16 protein-coding genes and 1 riboswitch are annotated in these 17,969 nt (G+C 64.6%); of the genes, 10 read left to right on the forward strand and 6 right to left on the reverse strand.

What is annotated here, in order from left to right:
- Both ASE31_RS31335 and ASE31_RS32910 read right to left on the reverse strand, forming a co-directional pair.
- A partial coding sequence (locus ASE31_RS31335) for a metallophosphoesterase (RefSeq protein WP_200961181.1) occupies positions 1-3,027 on the reverse strand: 3,027 nt, incomplete at its 3' end.
- A gap of 241 nt (positions 3,028-3,268) precedes the next feature.
- On the reverse strand, positions 3,269-3,403 hold the full coding sequence (locus ASE31_RS32910; protein WP_369819506.1) for a hypothetical protein: 135 nt from the start codon (positions 3,401-3,403) through the stop codon (positions 3,269-3,271).
- Between the two features lie 205 nt (positions 3,404-3,608).
- Between ASE31_RS32910 and ASE31_RS29300 the strand changes: the two genes are divergently transcribed.
- Positions 3,609-4,754, forward strand: coding sequence for a metallophosphoesterase (locus ASE31_RS29300; RefSeq protein ID WP_057206577.1), 1,146 nt, complete (start codon positions 3,609-3,611; stop codon positions 4,752-4,754).
- A gap of 218 nt (positions 4,755-4,972) precedes the next feature.
- On the opposite strand, the gene ASE31_RS29305 is transcribed toward ASE31_RS29300, so the two are convergent.
- Both ASE31_RS29305 and ASE31_RS29310 read right to left on the reverse strand, forming a co-directional pair.
- On the reverse strand, positions 4,973-7,360 hold the full coding sequence (locus ASE31_RS29305) for an EAL domain-containing protein (RefSeq protein ID WP_082604427.1): 2,388 nt from the start codon (positions 7,358-7,360) through the stop codon (positions 4,973-4,975).
- A gap of 164 nt (positions 7,361-7,524) precedes the next feature.
- Positions 7,525-7,899 carry a YciI family protein gene (locus ASE31_RS29310; protein ID WP_057206579.1) on the reverse strand — a complete coding sequence of 125 codons (375 nt, stop codon included), beginning with the start codon at positions 7,897-7,899 and terminating at the stop codon, positions 7,525-7,527.
- A 179-nt stretch (positions 7,900-8,078) separates the two neighbouring features.
- A riboswitch (TPP riboswitch) is annotated at positions 8,079-8,170 on the forward strand.
- A gap of 88 nt (positions 8,171-8,258) precedes the next feature.
- Here ASE31_RS29310 and ASE31_RS29315 point away from each other — a divergent pair.
- The 7 genes from ASE31_RS29315 to ASE31_RS29345 all read left to right on the forward strand — a co-directional run bounded on the left by ASE31_RS29315 (position 8,259) and on the right by ASE31_RS29345 (position 14,478).
- Positions 8,259-9,347: a long-chain-fatty-acid--CoA ligase gene (locus ASE31_RS29315; RefSeq protein ID WP_057206557.1), complete on the forward strand. Its 1,089-nt coding sequence runs from the start codon at positions 8,259-8,261 to the stop codon at positions 9,345-9,347.
- On the forward strand, positions 9,344-10,816 hold the full coding sequence (locus ASE31_RS29320; protein WP_057206559.1) for an acyl-CoA reductase: 1,473 nt from the start codon (positions 9,344-9,346) through the stop codon (positions 10,814-10,816). The genes ASE31_RS29315 and ASE31_RS29320 overlap by 4 nt, the downstream gene beginning before the upstream one ends.
- 9 nt (positions 10,817-10,825) lie before the next feature.
- Positions 10,826-11,572, forward strand: coding sequence for an ABC transporter ATP-binding protein (locus ASE31_RS29325; RefSeq protein WP_057206561.1), 747 nt, complete (start codon positions 10,826-10,828; stop codon positions 11,570-11,572).
- Positions 11,569-12,336 carry an ABC transporter permease gene (locus ASE31_RS29330; protein WP_057206563.1) on the forward strand — a complete coding sequence of 256 codons (768 nt, stop codon included), beginning with the start codon at positions 11,569-11,571 and terminating at the stop codon, positions 12,334-12,336. Before ASE31_RS29325 ends, ASE31_RS29330 begins: the two co-directional genes overlap by 4 nt.
- Before the next feature lie 5 nt (positions 12,337-12,341).
- Positions 12,342-13,349, forward strand: coding sequence for an ABC transporter substrate-binding protein (locus tag ASE31_RS29335; protein WP_057206581.1), 1,008 nt, complete (start codon positions 12,342-12,344; stop codon positions 13,347-13,349).
- Between the two features lie 12 nt (positions 13,350-13,361).
- Entirely contained in the window at positions 13,362-14,129 is a 768-nt protein-coding gene (locus tag ASE31_RS29340; protein ID WP_057206565.1) for an SDR family oxidoreductase, read from the forward strand.
- A gap of 76 nt (positions 14,130-14,205) precedes the next feature.
- Positions 14,206-14,478, forward strand: coding sequence for a DUF1778 domain-containing protein (locus ASE31_RS29345; protein WP_082604428.1), 273 nt, complete (start codon positions 14,206-14,208; stop codon positions 14,476-14,478).
- A gap of 96 nt (positions 14,479-14,574) precedes the next feature.
- On the opposite strand, the gene ASE31_RS29350 is transcribed toward ASE31_RS29345, so the two are convergent.
- Complete coding sequence (locus ASE31_RS29350) at positions 14,575-15,591, reverse strand: NAD(P)H-quinone oxidoreductase (RefSeq protein WP_057206569.1); 1,017 nt, start codon at positions 15,589-15,591, stop codon at positions 14,575-14,577.
- Positions 15,592-15,696: 105 nt separating this feature from the next.
- Here ASE31_RS29350 and ASE31_RS29355 point away from each other — a divergent pair, with 105 nt between their 5' ends.
- Complete coding sequence (locus tag ASE31_RS29355; protein ID WP_057206571.1) at positions 15,697-16,581, forward strand: LysR family transcriptional regulator; 885 nt, start codon at positions 15,697-15,699, stop codon at positions 16,579-16,581.
- 353 nt (positions 16,582-16,934) lie between these two features.
- Positions 16,935-17,219, forward strand: coding sequence for a hypothetical protein (locus ASE31_RS29360; protein ID WP_057206573.1), 285 nt, complete (start codon positions 16,935-16,937; stop codon positions 17,217-17,219).
- A 141-nt stretch (positions 17,220-17,360) separates the two neighbouring features.
- On the opposite strand, the gene ASE31_RS31340 is transcribed toward ASE31_RS29360, so the two are convergent.
- Positions 17,361-17,825 carry a DUF2267 domain-containing protein gene (locus ASE31_RS31340; protein WP_082604429.1) on the reverse strand — a complete coding sequence of 155 codons (465 nt, stop codon included), beginning with the start codon at positions 17,823-17,825 and terminating at the stop codon, positions 17,361-17,363.
- Between the last annotated feature and the right edge of the window lie 144 nt (positions 17,826-17,969).

Below are 17,969 nucleotides of genomic sequence, written 5' to 3' on the forward strand. Positions count from 1 at the left end.
GAACGCAGCATGGCGACTGCCCTTGCTGATTTTCGCCATGCGCAGGGACGCGGCTTGCGCGGGGTTGGTTTTCTGCAATGCGCTGGCGCGAATTGATTGCGTGTACTCACTGTCTGCGTGGTTCCGCTCCGCTAGATCGAGTATCTCCAGCGCTCCTTCCGTATCGTCTGCATCTAGTCGCACCTTGGCTTCGTTGTTGTAGAATGTAGGATTGCGGCTGCCCGCGCTGATTTTCGCCATGCGCAGGGCGGTTGCTTGCGCGGGGAGGGCCACTAATTTGAGGCAGTCTGCTTGGATGGAATGCACATGGTCGTTTATGGCCTGCGGAGAATCTTTTTCCAGCACTTCCAACCGTTGAAGAAAATCTAGTGCGCCAGCATTCCCTTGCGCCAGCAAGGTGCGACCGAGGTTGGCCCAGTATTGAGGAAAATCACGACGCAAGCTGCAAGCCGCCTCAAAACACTTGAGTGCCTTGGTGCTTCCGTTTCCTTCTTCTCTTGCCCAGCATTCGCCAAGAAAGCGTTGCACCGCATGATCGTCAGGGTCGAGCACAGCCCGATATTCAAGTACCTTGAGCAGTTCGGCATTGGGCGCTCTTGTCTTATGGAGGTAGTCGCCCAGCGCCTTCATTCTCTGCCTCGCCCATTCCAGATTCCCTGTGATCAGCTCCACAGCGATACTCTGCACGCGGTCACCGTCACCTGCGGCTATCAGATGGTGGAATGCTTCCATTGCACGCTCGATGTTGAGGTTCGTGGCTCTGCGGCTAGTCCCCAGTTGGTCTAGCCAACATGTCGCAATAGCCGAATGTAGGCGGCGTACCTCTTGCCTCTTGACCTCATTGGTAGCCTTAGCAAACTCGGTGTCACCTTCTTCGCCGTGACCGGCATAGCCAAGTTGGCGAGTGCGTAGCCAGGCAGCGATAAAGCTGTGCAGATAGAACTGTGAATGGTCGGAGCTGGAAGAAAGCAAACATCGACGGTCAAGTCCATCCCATGCACCAGGAACTTCCAGGCGCTCCTCGAGTATTTCCAAGTGATCGTGCGGAATCACCTTGCGATACAGCGCCAGAGCTTGTATCAGGTGCCGTTCGGTGGCGTCCAACACATTATGGTAGAGATCGTTCATCAGTACATTTTCGACCCTTTGCTCGAACTCCCCGATATGACGCTCAAGAACATTGCGGGGTGTTTCCCTGCGCCCCCGTGCCACTTCGATCAAAAGCTGGATGGCTTGCGGGTGGGCCTGTTTTCCATGACCTCCGCCCAGCCAGCCGTAAATGCGTTTGAGTTGATCACCGCTGTAGCTCCATTCGGCGGTTCGACCGTCCGGCGCCGCATCGACCAGACATGCACGCAGACTATCCTTGTCAAGACCGGGTATTTCGCACGATGCTGCAATACTACCTAGCAAGCCCTGCGGGGGACGCTCGCGCAGTTCTAAAATCCAATTCCATTGCGTGCCCAATGCCGCTTGCAAACCCGTCAGCAGATGGCGTATATCAGCACTGCGAAATCCACCGGTGTCCAACAAATGATGGGCGTGATCCAACCAGATCCAAGCAGAACGGGGGGTTGGGTAGCGGCGTCTAATTTCAGTTGCGATAGCCGCTGCATCTCCTTGTGGTGCCCTGGAGATCTCGGCGGTGTCGCCCAGTAAACTGGCAACTTGGCGGAATAAATTGTCAGGGTTTGTTGTGGAGTCAACAACGATGTGCGCAAGCTCTTTGCCTTGTAGCGGGGCTTCACCTGCTAGCGCTTTGATCAACTCAGTTTTTCCGTTGCCGCGCATGCCATAAATCAGAAGGAATGAGTGGTTCCGTAATTTTTTCGCCGCGTCTTGTAACAGTGCTTCACGTCCATATAGTTTCAAGTTACGTTTGGCTGGTTCCGTTGGTATCGTCGGCGTAACGAGTTCTGAGTTGGGGGTAGTAAATGTGTTGGTTTTCAGCTGACGAACGGTCAGGATTTCCGCTGTGGTGCCATGGTCGTCTTCCAGGTGGCTACTGTTGTAGTCGGGAATAAAACGCCAAGGGCCGGTCTTGTTGGTGGCGACGCGGGGCCAGACTCTGAAGATAGCCTTGTCCTGCATGAATTCAATCTTGCCGGCGGCGTAGCCGTGGCTGCGTGTTAGCTCCAGAGACTCACCAACCTTTTCCATGCCGAACACTGAACAGCCTTGGCATAAGCGGCTCGCGTTGGGGTTTCCACCCGTGCGAACGTACTTGATGCCCGTTTCGTGCATGTGCCCAAACAGATGCAGTGCGAAGCGCCCAGCAGGTGAAATTTCGCTTTCGCCGTGTCTTTGCGCTGCAGGCGTTAGCCAGTCCGGACCTTGGTGGGTCAGCAACAAGCAAAGCGAATGGTGCTGCAACCAGTCGTCCACGGCGCCGCCGCACACTTTGTGCAATTGCTGCGTGTTCCAGACCAGCTTGCCCTTGTAGTCGCCGCCCTGCAATTGCAGGAAAGCTGTGTTCAGCCCGACGATCCCAATGCGCTGCTCGCCGCATTCTAGGGTGTAGGCAAAATCGCCAGGAAGTTCTCCAGTGGTTAAATCCTTGGGGCGATGCGGTGCAGCTTCCCACCATTCGGTATAGGCGGTGAATGCGCCGTTGATGACACGGCGATAACCACCTGCTGGGTTGCCCCAAAACTTCGCAGCGATGTCGTCGAATCCATTCTTCTCCAATAGCTTGTCCAAGGCAGCGTTGTCAGATTTTGGATTGGGGCGACATAAGTCATGATTGCCGGGTACGGCCAGCAGCTTGGCATTGCCAGAGCCGAGTTCGGCAAGCTTTTCCCACAGCCTGTTTAAGACTTCCTTCTGCATGAGATTGAACTCATCCGGCATCCCCTGTTGAACCAAGTCGCCGGTAAAGAACACCGCATCCCAAGGGCCAGTTTTTTCATGCAACGCTGCCAGATCATCAAGGAACGGCTGGCGCAAATTCGGCCATAGAATTTTTTGCCCATCAAGGCCGAAATGAAAATCGGTGAGATGAAGCCAAGAGAAGGATGATGTGGGCATTGGATTAAGTGCAGGGAATTCCTTGTGAATGGTATCTCATCAGAAACCCGGATTGGTTATGTTTACTGGTACAGATCAGGTCAGAGTTCTTACCGTTCACAAAGGGAATGTCGCTACTCCAGCGGTCGAGACGACAGAGCGTCCTGATCTTCATTGTCACTCGCGTCATCGCGGCAACACCTTACAAATACAACAGTGTCCTTCTGGCTGCATCGACTCATGCCGTGCCGGATCCATCTCATCACAGGAAGAAATCAATCGGAATCAACTCCACACCCCACCCACCTGCTTCACCCAACGTGGCAGCAGGGTGCATCGCCGCCAGCCGCACCGCCTTCTCACGGTTCTTCGCCTCAATGAAGAACAGGCTGCCCACGATTTCCTTGGCCTCGGTTTAGGGACTGTCGCCGATCTGCTGCTTGCCCTTGCAGGGGCGCAGGGTGGTCATGGCCAGCGGTCGTGCTTCCACATGTCGAGTATTGATCAAGCAAAAGCGCATCCACTGCGACAGGGCTGGATATTTCGGTGGTGCGCCCGCATCTACCCACTTCTGCGGCCCCGCCGCGCCACCCCTGCCCGCCATGCCGCTGCGCCCGCTGACCATCCTGACAACCCTTCTGCACCTGTACATCGGCCTGCGCCTGGTGGGGGCGCTGTCTGCATGGCCGGGTGCCGGGCCTGTGCTGGCGGTGGCGTTGCTGGTCTCGGCCATTGCGTTGCCGATGCCGTTCCAGCACCGCTCCGGCCGCCGTGGCGCCGCGCACCCCGCGTGGACCTGGCTGGGCCTGCTGGCCATGGGCTGGTTCTCGTCGCTCTTCTTGCTGACGCTGCTGCGGGACCTGGTGCTGGCCGGGGCGTGGGCCGGTGGCTGGCTGCAGGAGGGCGGTTCGGCACGGGCCGATAGTGCGGCAGCGGTGGTGGTGCTTGCCACGCTGGCATCTCTGCTCGGTTTCTGGAACGCGCGCCGTACCGCTGGCGTGCGGCGGGTGGATGTGGCGTTGGCCGGGCTGCCTGCGGCGCTGCATGGCTTCACCATCGTGCAGCTCAGCGATCTGCATGTGGGGCCCACCATCCGGCGCGGCTACATCGCGCGCATCGTAAACCGTGTGAATGCGCTGAAGGCCGATGCCATCGCCATCACGGGCGACCTGGTGGACGGCAGCGTGGCCGAGCTGCGCGAGCACATTGCGCCGCTGGCCGACCTGGAGGCGCGCCACGGCAGCTTTGTGGTGACGGGCAACCACGAGTACTACGCCGGCGCGCTCCCGTGGATTGCCGAACTGCGCCGGCTGGGCCTGCGCGTGTTGCTCAACGAGCATGCGGTGCTGCGGCCGGCTGCGGGGCAGGGCGATGGCGATGCGTTGGTGCTGGGCGGCGTGACCGACTTCACGGCCGGGCACTTCGATGCCAGCCATGCCAGCGATCCGCAACGCGCACTGGTGGGCGCGCCGCCCGAGGCCCTGACCCGCGTGCTGCTGGCGCACCAGCCGCGCAGTGCACCGGCCGCTGCGCAAGCGGGGTTCTTGCTGCAGTTGTCGGGCCACACGCATGGCGGGCAGTTCTGGCCGTGGAATCTGTTCGTGCCGCTGCAGAACCCCTTCGTGGCAGGGCTGCACCGGCTGCAGACGATGTGGGTCTATGTGAGCCGCGGCACCGGCTATTGGGGGCCGCCGATGCGGCTGGGGGCGCCGTCGGAGATCACGCTGATCAGGCTGGTATCAGCGTGAAGTGAAGCACCCCCTGAGTCGCTTCGCGCCTTCACCCCTCTCTCGCATTGCTGCGCAATGCGGGTGGGGGACGCCCCCAGTGCACGCAAGCGCAGCGCCGCCTGCGCGGCTTGGCGGCCCTTGCACGGGGGCACTGGCCTTGATCGCGCCCGTTCATGCATCGCAGCGTGGCTGTTGCAGGCAGAGCAAGACAAAACCTGCTTCATTCGGAATGCCCATCAACGCGATTGGCGGCCGAGCCCACCCACCTCAGGCGGCGGCTCCCACGCCCGCATCCACCCCATCAGATCCTGCAGCGGCATGGGCCTGGCAATGCCATAGCCCTGCAGGCCATCGCACCCCAGGTCGCGCAGGGCCTGGGCGTGCGCCAGGGTTTCCACGCCTTCGGCGATCACGCTTCGGTTGAAGGCGTGGGCGAGGCTGACGATGCCGCGCACCAGGGTGCGGTCGCGCTCGTTGTCCAGCATGTCCCGCACAAAGGACTGGTCGATCTTCACGGTGTGGGCGGGCAGGCGCTGCAGGTAGGTGAGCGAGGAGTAGCCCGTGCCGAAATCATCGATGGAGCACCGGATGCCCAGCTCGCTCAGGCCCTGCATGACATAGGCCACGGCAGACAGGTCGTTGAAGGTTTCGGTTTCCAGCAGTTCGACCTCCAGAAACTGCGAGGGCAGGGCGGGGTATTGCCTGAGCAGTTGGGCGGCTTGCAGCTGAAAGCGGCTGTCGATGAGGGTGGATACGGTGATGTTGATGCTCAGCGGCAGCGGGTTGCCCTGGGATGCCAGGGTGTGCCCGGCCTGGAAGGCGGCGTCCAGCACCCAGTAGTCCAGCTTGTTGGCCACCGGGGTGCCCACGATGTCTTCCAGGAAAGCGCCCGGCGCCAACAGCCCCCGTTCGGGGTGGTGCCACCGGATCAGGCACTCTGCACCGATGACCTGGCCGTCAGAGATGCGGACCTTGGGCTGAAAGAACAGCTCCATTTCACCTTGCAGCAATGCGTCTTCGACCAGCTTGGCGGTGTGCCTGCGCGCTTGCACCCTCTGGCCTTGCTGAACGTCGAACACCACGATGCGGTCTTTGCCCTGCTCCTTGGCGGCGTACAGGGCCAGGTCCGCGTGGCGCAGCAGGCCGTCGGCGTCGGCCAGGTCGTCGGGGAAGAAGGTGACCCCTGCGCTGCAGGTCAGGCGCAGGGCGATGCCATCGAGCGTTGCGGTCTGCGCAAGTGCCAGGCGCAAGCCTTCCAGCTGCTGCAGTGCGGCATCGGTGTGCGCGCAGTTCTTCAGCACGACGGCGAATTCATCGCCTCCAACGCGCCCGATGAGGCTCTCGGTACCCGCCTCTTTTCTGAGGCGCTGTGCAAAGACCCGAAGAAAGCGGTCCGCCATGGGCTGGCCCCACTGGTCGTTGAGGTCCTTGAACTGGTCGATGTCCAGCAGGCACAGGGCCAGCACGCTGTGGGTCTGCGCGCCATGCTGCAAGCTGGCATTGAGCTCTTTGGTGAACAGGCGCCGGCTTGAGAGGCCTGTGAGGGCGTCGTAGTTGCCAAACTGCTGCAGCACCTGCTCCAAGTGCCGTTGCTCGGTCACGTCCTTGCCGATGGAGACCCACTTGCGCACCACACCATCGGGGTCCCGGATGCCTTCGATGGTGACTTCCGAGACAAAGTCTTCGCCATTTTTGCGGCGCCGGATCAGCTCGCCGTGCCATCGGCCCCCGCGCTCAATGGCGTGCGCCACCCGGCGCAAAAATGCGGCCTGCCCGTCCTCGTCGATGCGCAGAACGGCAGATGATTTGCCGATCAGCTCTTCGCGCGAATAGCCAAGCACATGGCTGTACGCCGGGTTGACATCCAGCACGGTGCCGTCTGGCTGCACGATGGCGATGGTGTCCTTGCTGTTGACGAACACGCTGGCGGCCTGGCGCGCTTCGGCGAGCATGTTTTTCAAGGTCTCGGCCGTCCGTGCCAGGGCCTCTTCGCGCTGGTTCAGCTTCTGCGTGTTGTCCAGCAGAAAACCCAGCAGAACGGTGCCGATGGGGTAGACCACCAGCACGGCCAGCCACGACCGCGCGGTGACCGCCCGTGCGATGTCTGGCGGCAAGGTCTGTATGGCCAGCATGCCGCCTGCGGCAAGGCTGAAGCCAAGCCCCACCAGCCAGAGCCCATCGGACAAGGTGCTGCCAAGGCGCAGGGTGGAGAAGAACGGCCGGTGGCGCTGCCAGAGCCAGCCGATGGCGGTGGTCAGCGCAATGCCGACCATGGCGGGGCCACTGCCGATGCCGCCCAGGCTGAGCCGGTAGGCGCCCAGCACCGCCGCGCACAGCAAGGCGCTCAAGGGCGACAGGTAGGCCCCGGCAAGCCCGGTCATCACCAGCCGGGTGTCGACGATCACGCCCTCGGCCAGGCGCAGGGGCACGAGCATGGTCAGGATGCCGGTGACGCCGAACATGAGCCCCGTGACCCAGGGCAGCCATCTGCGCCGCTTGTGCACCACGGCCGGGTCGGGGTGGCGCTGGCCGCTGATGACGATGCTGTACAGCGCCGCCAGAAACGACAGCAGCCCGGCATTGATTCCCATGTCCTGAATCAAAGACGTCGTGTCGATGTTCATGGCGCCCTCTGGAGCGGTTGTCCAGACATCATAGGCAAAGACGCGGCGGATGGGGTGTTATCTCGCAGCCCCTCGCACCCAGGCGGGGGCCGTGGGGCGGTACCCGGCATGCGGGCGCTGAGGTGGGGTGCCCGGCATGCGCCGGCCCACCCCGGGGGGCAGGCTCAGGTGGCGGCCAGGAAGAAATCCATGGGAATCAGCTCGACGCCCCAGCCGCCGGCCTCGCCCAAGGTGGCCGCCGGATGCATCGCCGCCAGACGCACTGCCTCTTCGCGGCTGTCCGCCTCGATGATGAAGAGCCCGCCCACCATCTCCTTGGACTCGGTAAAGGGCCCGTCGCTGATCTGCGCCTTGCCGCCGCGTGGGCGCAGGCTGACCCAGTGCTCGGTGTCGCCCAGCGACGCGGACACCAGCACCTTGCCCGTGGCACGCATCTTCTCGTCCAGGGCGGGGCACTGGCTCACCAGGGCCTGCACGTCGGCGGGCGCCATGGCGGCGAATTTCTCGGGGGTGAAGTAGGCAAGGCCGAGGTATTTCATGGCGGAATCCTTTTGCAGCTTGGTTGATGGTCCTGCCTTCACGACGAAGCGGGCCACCGGGAATCGACAGGGTGCGCAAAAAAACATGCTGCGCTGCAAGAATACGCCGGTGCTGGGGCAGGGCGCATGGGGCTTGCCGGGCCGCATGGCCCGATTGGGCTGCAGCAGGTTAAAATCGCGCCATCGCTCCGGGGTGCACGCAAGTGCTGAGATCCACACCCGAGAACTTGAACCGGGTAATTCCGGCGGAAGAAGAGCTTTCACCCCTCCCGATGCGGGCGCATTTTGCTGCGCAGTGCCGTCGATGTGCCGGGTGACCTCGGAGCATCCTGTCAAAGACAACACAAGGACGCTCGCTCATGCACAAGGTCACTCCGCTGGTGGCAGACCTGCTCGAATTCATCGCGATGGATGGTTGCACGGACGAGCAGTTCGACGAGATGGCGCTGCGCCTGTTCGCGCACCAGTTTGCCGCCAACCAGCCGTTCCAGAGTTTTTGCCGGCTGCGCGGTGTCAACGTGCGCAGCGTCAAATCGTGGGCGGACATCCCTGCCGTGCCCATCGATGCCTTCAAGGCCCTGCCGCTGCGCTGCGAGGCACCGGCCGATACCGACCGCATCTTCATGACCAGCGGCACCACGCGCGGCGGCAGCACGCGCGGGCAGCACTTTCACCCGCTGCTCGATGTGTACGACCTGTCGATGACCCGCAACTTCGCGCAGCGCTTCATGCGCGGCACCGAGCGCATGCCCATGGGCATCCTGTTCCCGGACGAGGTGGCGATGCCCAATTCGTCGCTGGCGCACTATCTGGACCTGGCCAAGTCGGCCTTTGGCACCAGCAGCGCCAGCCAGACCTTCGTCACGCCGCAGGGCATGGACCTTGACGGGCTGTGGGCGGCACTGGAGTCTGCGGAGCGCAGCGGCGAGCCCTATGCGCTGCTGGGCGCCAGCTTCAGCTTCGTGCACGTGATCGACGCCCTGCGCCAGCAGGGCCGGGCCTTCAAGCTGCCGCCGGGCAGCCGTATCCTGGACACCGGCGGCTACAAGGGGCAGTCGCGCGAGCTGCCGCTGGATGCCTTCTACACCGAGCTGTCGCAGGCGCTAGGCGTGCAGCGCACGCACTGCATCAACATGTATGGCATGACGGAGCTGAGCACGCAGTTCTATGACGATGGCAATGCACAGGTGCCGTCTGTCAAGTCGGGGCCGCACTGGATCCGTTCGCGCCTGGTCGACCCGGTCACGGGGCGCACGGTGCCTGCAGGCGAGCGCGGCATCCTGGTGCACTGCGACCTGGCCAACTTCAACTCGGTCACCACCATCCTCACGGAGGACGTGGGCCTGGATGCCGAGGGCGGCTTCTTGCTGCTGGGCCGCGCGGAGGGCGTGGAGGCCAAGGGTTGCTCGCTCGCGGTCGAGGAGTTTGTGCGGGCCACTGCGGCATGACCACTGCGCGTATCCGGGCAGGCTACCTGCCGGGGCTTGATGCCGCCGAGGTCGACTGGCAGGTGCTGCCGTTTGCGCAGGGCGACCAGGCGCTCGAAGTCGAGGTGCCGGTGCTGTCTGCCGCGCAGATGGATGCGCTCGCAGCGCGCGTGCGGCAGGCGAGCGCTTTGCACCTGAAGACCATGGCGGTGTCGGAGATCATTGCTGTGGTCGACCAGGCCATCACCCGCCTGCTGGACCGCAGCAACCCCTACCGCCAGCAGGCCGAGGCGTATCTGCCCTTGGTCAGCGGCTACGACAGCGACATGGTGCGACTGGGCCTGACGGGTTTTTTCAAGACCTTTCGCGCAGCGCAGTTGCACCGCTTTGTGGCGGAGGATTTTTCCAACCCCAAGGTGCTCGACGGTTTTCAGCCCACGCCCAAGGGCGGCGCGGTGCGCGCCTTCGGCCCCGACCTGCTGGTGCACAACTGGGCCGGCAACGTGCCCGCGCTGGCGCTGTGGAGCCTGGTCTGCGGCCTGCTGGTCAAGGCCGGCAACATCGGCAAGCTGCCCAGCGCCGAGCCCCTGTTCGCGGGCTGGTTCGCGCGCCTGCTGGCCGAGGTGCATCCGCCGATTGCCGATTGTTTTGCTGTGGTCTGGTGGCGCGGCGCGGGCGATGACGGGGCCTCGGCCCTCTACGCCCAGGCCGACACGGTGCTGGCCTATGGCGGCAACGAGGCGCTGGACGCGATCCGGCGGCGCCTGCCGGTCACCACGCGGTTCTTGCCCCACGGGCACAAGCTGGGCTTTGGCGTGGTCAGCGCCACCGCGCTCGATACGCTGAAGGCGCCCTCCATCGCGCGGCTGGCCGCGTGGGATGTGATGCGCTACGACCAGCAGGGCTGCTATTCGCCGCATGTCTTTTATGTGCAGCGGGGCGGGGCGGTGTCGCCGCGTGCCTTTGCCGGCTACCTGGCGGGCGAGCTGGCCAACCTGCAGCGGCGCTTTCCGCGCCGGCCGCTGGAGGTGGAGGATTCCTCCGCCGTAGCCAAGTGGCAGCAGGGCGTGGAATGGAAGGCGCTGTCTGCCTCGGCAACGGACTGTGCCGATCCACTGATCGGCTCGCCCCAGGCCGGCTGGAGCGTGGCCTGCAGCGACACGCTGCAGCCCTTTGCCCCCACCGCGATGCAGCGCACCATCCAGGTGGTGGACGTGGATGCGCTCGACGATGTGGTGCCCCTGGTGGCGCCGCACAGCCGCTTTCTGCAGACTGCCGGGGTGGCGGCTGCGCCGGCCGAGCTGTTCCGGCTGGCCGGGCTGCTGGGCGCGGTGGGTGTCACCCGCATCAGCGCCATCGGTGCCATGAGCGCGCCCGAGGCCGGCTGGCACCACGATGGCCGCTTCAACCTGCTCGACCTGGTGCGCATGACCGAGATCGAGCAGTCCGCCGAGCTGGCTGCCGAGCCGTTTGCCCCTTATGCAGACTGAAGGCCGGCCATGACCTTTCTTTCGATGGACCAGCTGGTCTTCACCTACCCGGGCCGGCCGCCCGTGGTGGACGGCATCGACTGGCACATGCAGGCCGGCGAGTTCCATTGCCTGGTGGGCCGCAGCGGCTGTGGCAAGACCACGCTGCTGCAGCTGGCCGCGGGCCTGCTGCGCCCGCAGTCGGGCCGCGTGCTGCTGCAGGGCCAGGAGCTGCTGGCGCCCGGGCCGCAGCTGGGCTTCATGTTCCAGGCGCCGACCCTGCTCGACTGGCAGCGCGTCATCGACAACGTGCTGCTGCCCGTGTCGCTGCAGCGCCGCCCGGGGGCGGGCGATGTGGAGCGCGCCACGGCGCTGCTCGACCAACTGGGCCTGGCCGCGCATGCGCAGCACTACCCGCGGCATTTGTCCGGCGGGCAGCAAAGCCGCGTGGCGCTGGCACGCGCGCTGGTGCTGGAGCCCGCGCTGCTGCTGCTCGACGAGCCCTTTGCCGCACTCGACGCCATCACCCGCGCCGAGCTGCAGGACGACCTGCTGCACACTTGCCGCCAGCGCGGCACCACGGTGCTGTTCGTCACGCACGACATCAACGAGGCGGTGTACCTGGGCGACCGCATCGCCGTGATGCATGCCGGCCGCATCGTGGACGACATCCGCATCGACCTGCCGGGCCCGCGCCAGCAGGCCATGCGCGACGAGGTGCCGTTCAACCGCTTGTGCGGGTGGGTGCGAAGAAGCATGGACGGGGTCGCCGCATGAAGCTGACGGCGTTGCAAGCGCGGCTCATTTCCGGTGCGCTGCTGCTCATCCTGCTGGCGGCGTGGGAGCTGGCCGTGCGCCGCTCTGGGCTGTCGGCGCTGGTGCTGCCCGCGCCTTCGTCCGTGGGCGCCGCGCTGTGGAACGGGGTGGCTACCGGCTATTTCTGGCCCCACATCCGGGCCACGGTGTCGGCGCTTGTGCTGGGGCTGGTGGGTGGCGGTGTGGCCGGCCTGCTGATGGGCATGGCCCTGGCCGAATCGACCCTGCTCGAACGCGTGTTCAGGCCCTACGTGGTGGTCAGCCAGGTGGTGCCCAAGCTGGCGCTGGCGCCCCTGTTCGTGCTGTGGTTCGGCTTTGGCATCGCGCCCACGGCGCTGATCACGGGGCTGATCTGCTTTTTTCCGCTGATGGAGAACACGCTGACGGGCCTCAAGCATGTGGACCCGCAGCGGCTGCAGTTATTTCGCATGCTGGGCGCCACGCGCTGGCAGACGCTGCTGCGGCTCAAGCTGCCGGTGGGGCTGCCCTCCATTCTGGCCGGCCTGCGCATGGCCGTGGTGCTGGCGCTGGTGGGCGCCGTCGTCGGCGAATTCATCGGCGCCAGCCAGGGTCTGGGCGCCGTGGTCATCGCCTCGCAGGGAATGATGGACACCGCCCTGATGTTCGCCGCACTTGTCCTCATCGCCCTCATCGGGCTGGTGCTCTACCAGGCCACGCTGCTGCTGGAGCGCCGGCTTCTGACCCCTTACCTCGACAACCCTTGATTGCCATGAACACCTCCGCATACTCCCTGCCCATCTCCCGCCGCACCGTGCTCGGCGCCTCTGCGGGCCTGGCCGCCTTGCCGTTCGCCGGCCTGGCCATGGCGCAGTCCAAGGGCAAGATCACCGTCGGCGGCTGGAGCAAGCCCATCAGCGAAATCACCAACCTGCTGGTCGAGCCCGACAAGGGCTTCTTCAAGGCCCAGGGCGTCGAGCTGGGCTACGCGCCCGGCGCCGGCGGGGGCGATGCCATTCGCAACATGCTCAGCGGCCAGGCCGATGTGGCGTTCACCGACCCCGGCTCCTTCTTCACGGCGCTGGACAAGGGTGAAAAACTCACCGCCATCTACGACATCTACCCGCAGAACGTGTTCAACGTGGTCTCGCTCAAGTCCGCCAACATCCACAAGCCGGCGGACTTGAAGGGCAAGAAGATCGGCGTGTACAGCCTGGCCAGCGGCACGCGCCAGAACCTGCTGGTGATGCTGCACCAGGCGGGGCTCAAGGAGTCGGACGTGACCATCGTCGTGACCGGCCTGCTCAACTTCGCACCGCTGCTGCAGGGCCAGGTCGACGCCACGGCCGCCACCGACACCGGCCTGGTGGTGGGGCAGCGCAAGGGCATCGGCGAGGTCAACGTGATGCAGGTGCGCGACTACCTGAATGTGTCGAGCGACCTGTTCGTGGTGCGCGATGAGACCCTGCCGCAAAAGAAGGAGCTGCTGCGCGCCTTTCTCAAGGGCTACCGCGACAGCGCGGCGTGGATGATCGCCAACCCCGAGGAGGCCGCGACCCTGGCCGTCAAGTACGCCATTGATGGCACCCAGCGCGACATCAACCTGGAGGTGATCCGCCTGCGCAACATATCGTCGATCCCCTCTGCTGCCGTGAAGCTGGGCACCTTCAACCTCGACTCCCTGCAGAAGGCCGCCGATGCCTACCGCGCGCTGGGCCTGGTGCAGCGCCAGATCAAGGTGGCCGACGTGGTCGACACCAGCCTGTTGCCAGGGGCATAAGTGGATCAGGCCATGAAGTTCCAGGGCAAGGTGGTGCTGGTCACCGGGGCCAGCCGCGGCATCGGTGCCGCGATAGCGACGGCGTTCGCACAGGAGGGGGCGACGGTGGCCATCAACCACCTGAGCAATGACGCGGCTGCGGCCGAGGTTGTCGCAGCCTGCCGGGCCGCCGGTGGCGATGCCTGGGCCGCCAAGGCCGATGTGGGGTCGGCGCCTGCGGTGCAGGCCATGGTGGATGCGGTGGTGCGCGAGCTCGGCCCCATCGACATCGTGGTGAACAACGCCTTTCGGCCCTATGCCTTTGACCCGCAGCGCCGCACGCTGTTCGACGACCTGGAGTGGAGCGACTACCAGGCACAGTTCGACGGTGCGGTGGGCGGTGCCTTCAATGTGTGCCGCGCGGTGCTGCCGCTGTTCAAGCAGCGGGCGCAGGGCGCCATCGTCAACATCGCCAGCAACCTGGTCGAACACCCGGTTGTGGCCTACCACGACTACACCACGGCCAAGGCCTCGCTGGTGGCCTTCAGCCGCAACCTGGCCACCGAGCTCGGGCCCCTGGGCATCCGCGTGAACTGCGTGGCGCCCGGCCTCGTCTACCCCACGCAGGCCAGCGAATCCACGAAGGAGTCGTTTCGCGAATCGCTGATGGCGGCCACGCCGCTGCGGCGCATCGCCCGGCCCGAAGACATCGCCGGGCCGGTGCTCTTCCTGGCTTCGGACTGGAGCGGGTTCATGACCGGGCAGGTGCTGTTTGTCGATGGTGGGTTGGTGATGAGGTAGGGTGAAGCGAGGGGGCGCTTGCCTCCCGGCAAATTAACGGATACGGTAGAACGCTGTATTTGTGAAGAGCCCTGCCATGCCGCACGCTGCCCGCGTCAACCTCAGGATGAATGCTGATGAGAAGGCTGTCATCGCCAAGGCAGCCGCCCTGATGGGCACGAGCATGGCCGGCTTCGTGCGCGCTGCGGCCACGGAAAAGGCCCAGCAACTGCTGGAGCGCGAGTCGCGCATCACCTTGTCCCAGCGCGACTTCGCGGCGTTTGCCAGTGCGCTGGAAGGCGCGTTCACGCCCAACGCGGCATTGCAGGGCGCTGTTGCGCAGGCCAGGGGCAAGGTTCGGAGTGCTTGACGCGGACTCACAGGATCCAGCCGTTCATGGCCGGGCCGAATTCGACGCTTGTGTTCTTGGGTGTGGCGGCTGGTGTCGGTGCATCGGTGCACCGGTTCAGTAACCTGTTGAAGCTCCTTGCGCAGTCCGCTCGGGCACCAGCAGAATCTTCCCCACACTCAGCCCCGTCTCCATGCGCCGGTGCGCCTCGGCCGCATCCGCCAGCGGATACGTGCTGTCGATCACGGGCCGCAGCGTTCCATCGGCCAGCGCGCCCATCCAGCGCTGTGCAAAGCGCTGCGTCATGGCCTGCTTGACCTCGGGCGGGCGCGACTTCATCACCGTGCCGTAGATCTGCAGGTGGCGGTAGAGCAGCACGTCGATGGGCAACTGTGCGCCCTCGGTGGCGCCGCCCAGCAGCCCCACCACCGTCATGCGCCCCCCCACGGCCAGCGAGCGCACGTTGCGTTCAAGGTAGGGGCCGCCGATGAAGTCGATCACCACGTCCACGCCCTTGCCGCCCGTGTGCTCCGCGACCACGGCCTGGAAGTCTTCGCTGCGGTAGTCGATGAACACATCGGCGCCCACGCCCAGCACGGCGTCGCGCTTGTCGGCGCTGGCGGTGGCGAACACGCGCGCCCCGGCGGCATGGGCCAACTGCACGGCTGCCGAGCCCACACCACCCGCCGCCGCGTGGATCAGCACCGACTCGCCGGCCTGCAGCCGTGCCAGGTGGAACATGGCCTCGTGCGCGGTGACGAAGACCTCGGCCACGGCGCCGGCCTGCTGCAGAGACAGGTTCTGCGGCACATGCATGGCCATGCGGTGGTCGATGCGCGAATACTCCGCATACGCGCCGCCGCCGACGATGCCCATCACGCGGTCACCCACTGCAAAGCCCTGCACCTCGGGGCCCACCTCGGCCACGGTGCCGGCGACCTCCAGGCCCATCAGGTCCGAGTCGCCGAAGTACGCGCGGCCATAGGCGCCCTTGCGGTGCGACAGGTCGGCGCGGTTCACGCCGATGGCGGCGTTGTGCACCAGCAGGTCGTGCGGGCGCACTTCAGGGCGGGCAACTTCGCGGGCCACGAGGACTTCGGGGCCGCCGAACTGGTCGAAGACGATGGCTTGCATGGTGGGTTTCCTTTGGTCTTGTTCAGTGATGGCCTACAGCTTAGGGCGCAAACGCGCCTGTCAAATGCAGCGTTTTTGCTGTCTATTGATGCAAAATTGCATCGCATGAACTGGGACGACACGCGCATCTTTCTCGCACTGACCCGCTCGCCCTCGCTGCGTGCCGCAGCGCGCAGCCTGGGCGTGGACCAGGCCACGGTGGGCCGGCGCCTGCAGGCGCTGGAGGCCGAGCTGGGTGCCACCCTGTTCCTGCGCGCCAAGGGCGGCTACCTGCTCACCGCGGCGGGCGAGGCGGCGCTGGGCGCTGCGCGGCGCATGGAGGCCGCGGCACTGGACCTGCGCACCCGTATCGAGGGACAGGATGAAAGCCATGCCGGGCTCGTGCGGGTGACCAGTTCGGACTCGATCGCCATCGAATTTCTGCTGCCCGCCATCGAACGGCTGCAGCAGCGCTGGCCCGGCATCCGCGTGGACCTGGAGGTGTCCACCCAGGTGCTCAGCCTGAGCCGCCGGCAGGCCGACATCGCCTTTCGCAACGTGCGCCCCGATGCACCCGACCTGGTGGTGCGGCGCGTGGCCTCGTGGTCGGTGGGGCTGTTTGCCAGCGCGGGGTATCTGGAGCGCTTTGGCATGCCCGTGCCTGACGACGAACTGCGCGGCCACCACCTGGTGGCCTACGGCCCAACCCTGGAGCAGCGGCCGTTCCCCACGGCGGCCCAGGTGCCAGCCCGCCAGGCCCGCATCGCCATGGCGGTCAACTCCGGCCTGTTGGTGCGCAAGGCGGTGGCCGCAGGCATCGGCCTGGGCGAGATGCCGGTCCATCTGGGCGAGCGTGAAGGCCTGGTACGTATCTGGCCCGAGCGGCGGCGCGCCAACGACCATGAAGTCTGGCTGGTGATGCACCCCGACCTGCAGCGCACGGCGCGGGTGCGGGCGACGGCAGAGTTCTTGTCGGAGGCGCTGGGGCAGAGCCTGTCTGAAATGGGGTAAGGGACAGGTGCGTATTTCGGCTTTCCTGGACATCCGGTTCGGCGCCGTTGACACCGAGTTCGGCACCGCGAGCGGATGGCAGTAGATGGCCGGCTAAACCAACGCTGAGGAACCGTTGGGGCGGTGGACTAGACTTCCGTGATCGGCCGAGGCTGTGTGAAAACGTCGATAAACGACTCTTGCAGGGGTACTGCAACCATTGCTCGTATCGATATCTTGCGTTGTAGGGCGATCTGAGCTGTCCATTTCTGAGCGGATCGTCAAACCGAGGGCCCCACGCGCGTTTTCACACAGCCTCGGCCAGAAGCGGAAGTTCAGCTGTGCTATCCAACAGACTGACTGGCAACACCTATATGCAGCTTCTATTCGAGATCGAAGACGTTTTTGATATTGGCGGTCGAGGTTGCGTGCTGGTGCCAGGCGTGCCGTATCAGCTTGGACAGAATGTGAAGCGTTGCGCGCAACTTCTCATCATTGCGCCCGCTGGCGAGGAGACTCGAACAAGCATCCAGGGTTTTGAGATGATCAACCGCGGACGGCCCATGAATCACGCACCCTTTTCCGTTCCCCGCTCGGTGAAGAAAGAGAGCCTGCCCGTCGGCTCAAAGGTGTATCTCCTCGACGCCAGCGACGTATAACGGCCAAGAGCGGCCAGTGGGGCGGCTTAAAGCGGACGCCCAACGTTTGAGCTAACCGGCAGTTTGTGGTGGGCCGAGTTTGGGCGAGAATGGAATGAGCCCAAAGCCAGAATGCCGCAAGCTGTCCGGTCGAGCAGATGGTTAGGCCTCGCGCGACGAAGCCGGCAGATTCCAAGCGGACGTACCAACTCCGCTCCAAAGCTCGCGCAGTTCGAGCGGCAGAGCGTCCAACGCACGAGCGAAGGCATCCGAAGGGAGCACGGCGAATAGTGCGAAGCCAACGGATTCAATGGCGTTGTCCGGGGAGAAGTTGTGTTCGCTTCGCAGTGATCGGACTTCGTCCAGCATCTCGGTCCGAGTGCCGACGGTGCAAACTTGATTGCCAGGTCTCCAGCCTTCGATGAAGAGGCCTCGTACCGCAGGTGGCAACTGATCCGCAAAGCGAAGAGCTTGCTCAAGAGTAAGCCTACGACGGAAGGCATGGAGAACGCCTTCTACCATGTTCCACGCCATGTTCGTTGTCGCGAGGCCAGCGTGATCGCGGGCAGCCAGCATGAATTTCTCGAAATCGACGGAAGCGCGTTGGTATTCTGGGGGCCAGGGCATGGGATTTGGTTGGCCGCGAGGCCTAACTCAGAGGCTCGGAGTGCCGTTGTTATTTCCACTTTGAGATTCTATTGAACGTCGGCTTTGGGCCGAGGCTGTGTGGAAACACCCGACGAGCATACGGGCCGGCCCCATCCCGCAGCA

Source organism: Acidovorax sp. Root217 (assembly GCF_001428645.1).
Taxonomy (GTDB): domain Bacteria; phylum Pseudomonadota; class Gammaproteobacteria; order Burkholderiales; family Burkholderiaceae_C; genus Acidovorax.

What these genes read in the sequence shown, in the direction of transcription:
- ASE31_RS29300 (WP_057206577.1), top strand. Translation starts at nt 3,609, where the DNA reads ATGCCGCTGCGCCCGCTGACCATCCTGACAACCCTTCTGCACCTGTAC.
- ASE31_RS29305 (WP_082604427.1), bottom strand. Translation starts at nt 7,360, where the DNA reads ATGAACATCGACACGACGTCTTTGATTCAGGACATGGGAATCAATGCC.
- ASE31_RS29310 (WP_057206579.1), bottom strand. Translation starts at nt 7,899, where the DNA reads ATGAAATACCTCGGCCTTGCCTACTTCACCCCCGAGAAATTCGCCGCC.
- ASE31_RS29315 (WP_057206557.1), top strand. Translation starts at nt 8,259, where the DNA reads ATGCACAAGGTCACTCCGCTGGTGGCAGACCTGCTCGAATTCATCGCG.
- ASE31_RS29320 (WP_057206559.1), top strand. Translation starts at nt 9,344, where the DNA reads ATGACCACTGCGCGTATCCGGGCAGGCTACCTGCCGGGGCTTGATGCC.
- ASE31_RS29325 (WP_057206561.1), top strand. Translation starts at nt 10,826, where the DNA reads ATGACCTTTCTTTCGATGGACCAGCTGGTCTTCACCTACCCGGGCCGG.
- ASE31_RS29330 (WP_057206563.1), top strand. Translation starts at nt 11,569, where the DNA reads ATGAAGCTGACGGCGTTGCAAGCGCGGCTCATTTCCGGTGCGCTGCTG.
- ASE31_RS29335 (WP_057206581.1), top strand. Translation starts at nt 12,342, where the DNA reads ATGAACACCTCCGCATACTCCCTGCCCATCTCCCGCCGCACCGTGCTC.
- ASE31_RS29340 (WP_057206565.1), top strand. Translation starts at nt 13,362, where the DNA reads ATGAAGTTCCAGGGCAAGGTGGTGCTGGTCACCGGGGCCAGCCGCGGC.
- ASE31_RS29345 (WP_082604428.1), top strand. Translation starts at nt 14,206, where the DNA reads ATGCCGCACGCTGCCCGCGTCAACCTCAGGATGAATGCTGATGAGAAG.
- ASE31_RS29350 (WP_057206569.1), bottom strand. Translation starts at nt 15,591, where the DNA reads ATGCAAGCCATCGTCTTCGACCAGTTCGGCGGCCCCGAAGTCCTCGTG.
- ASE31_RS29355 (WP_057206571.1), top strand. Translation starts at nt 15,697, where the DNA reads ATGAACTGGGACGACACGCGCATCTTTCTCGCACTGACCCGCTCGCCC.
- ASE31_RS29360 (WP_057206573.1), top strand. Translation starts at nt 16,935, where the DNA reads ATGCAGCTTCTATTCGAGATCGAAGACGTTTTTGATATTGGCGGTCGA.
- ASE31_RS31340 (WP_082604429.1), bottom strand. Translation starts at nt 17,825, where the DNA reads ATGCCCTGGCCCCCAGAATACCAACGCGCTTCCGTCGATTTCGAGAAA.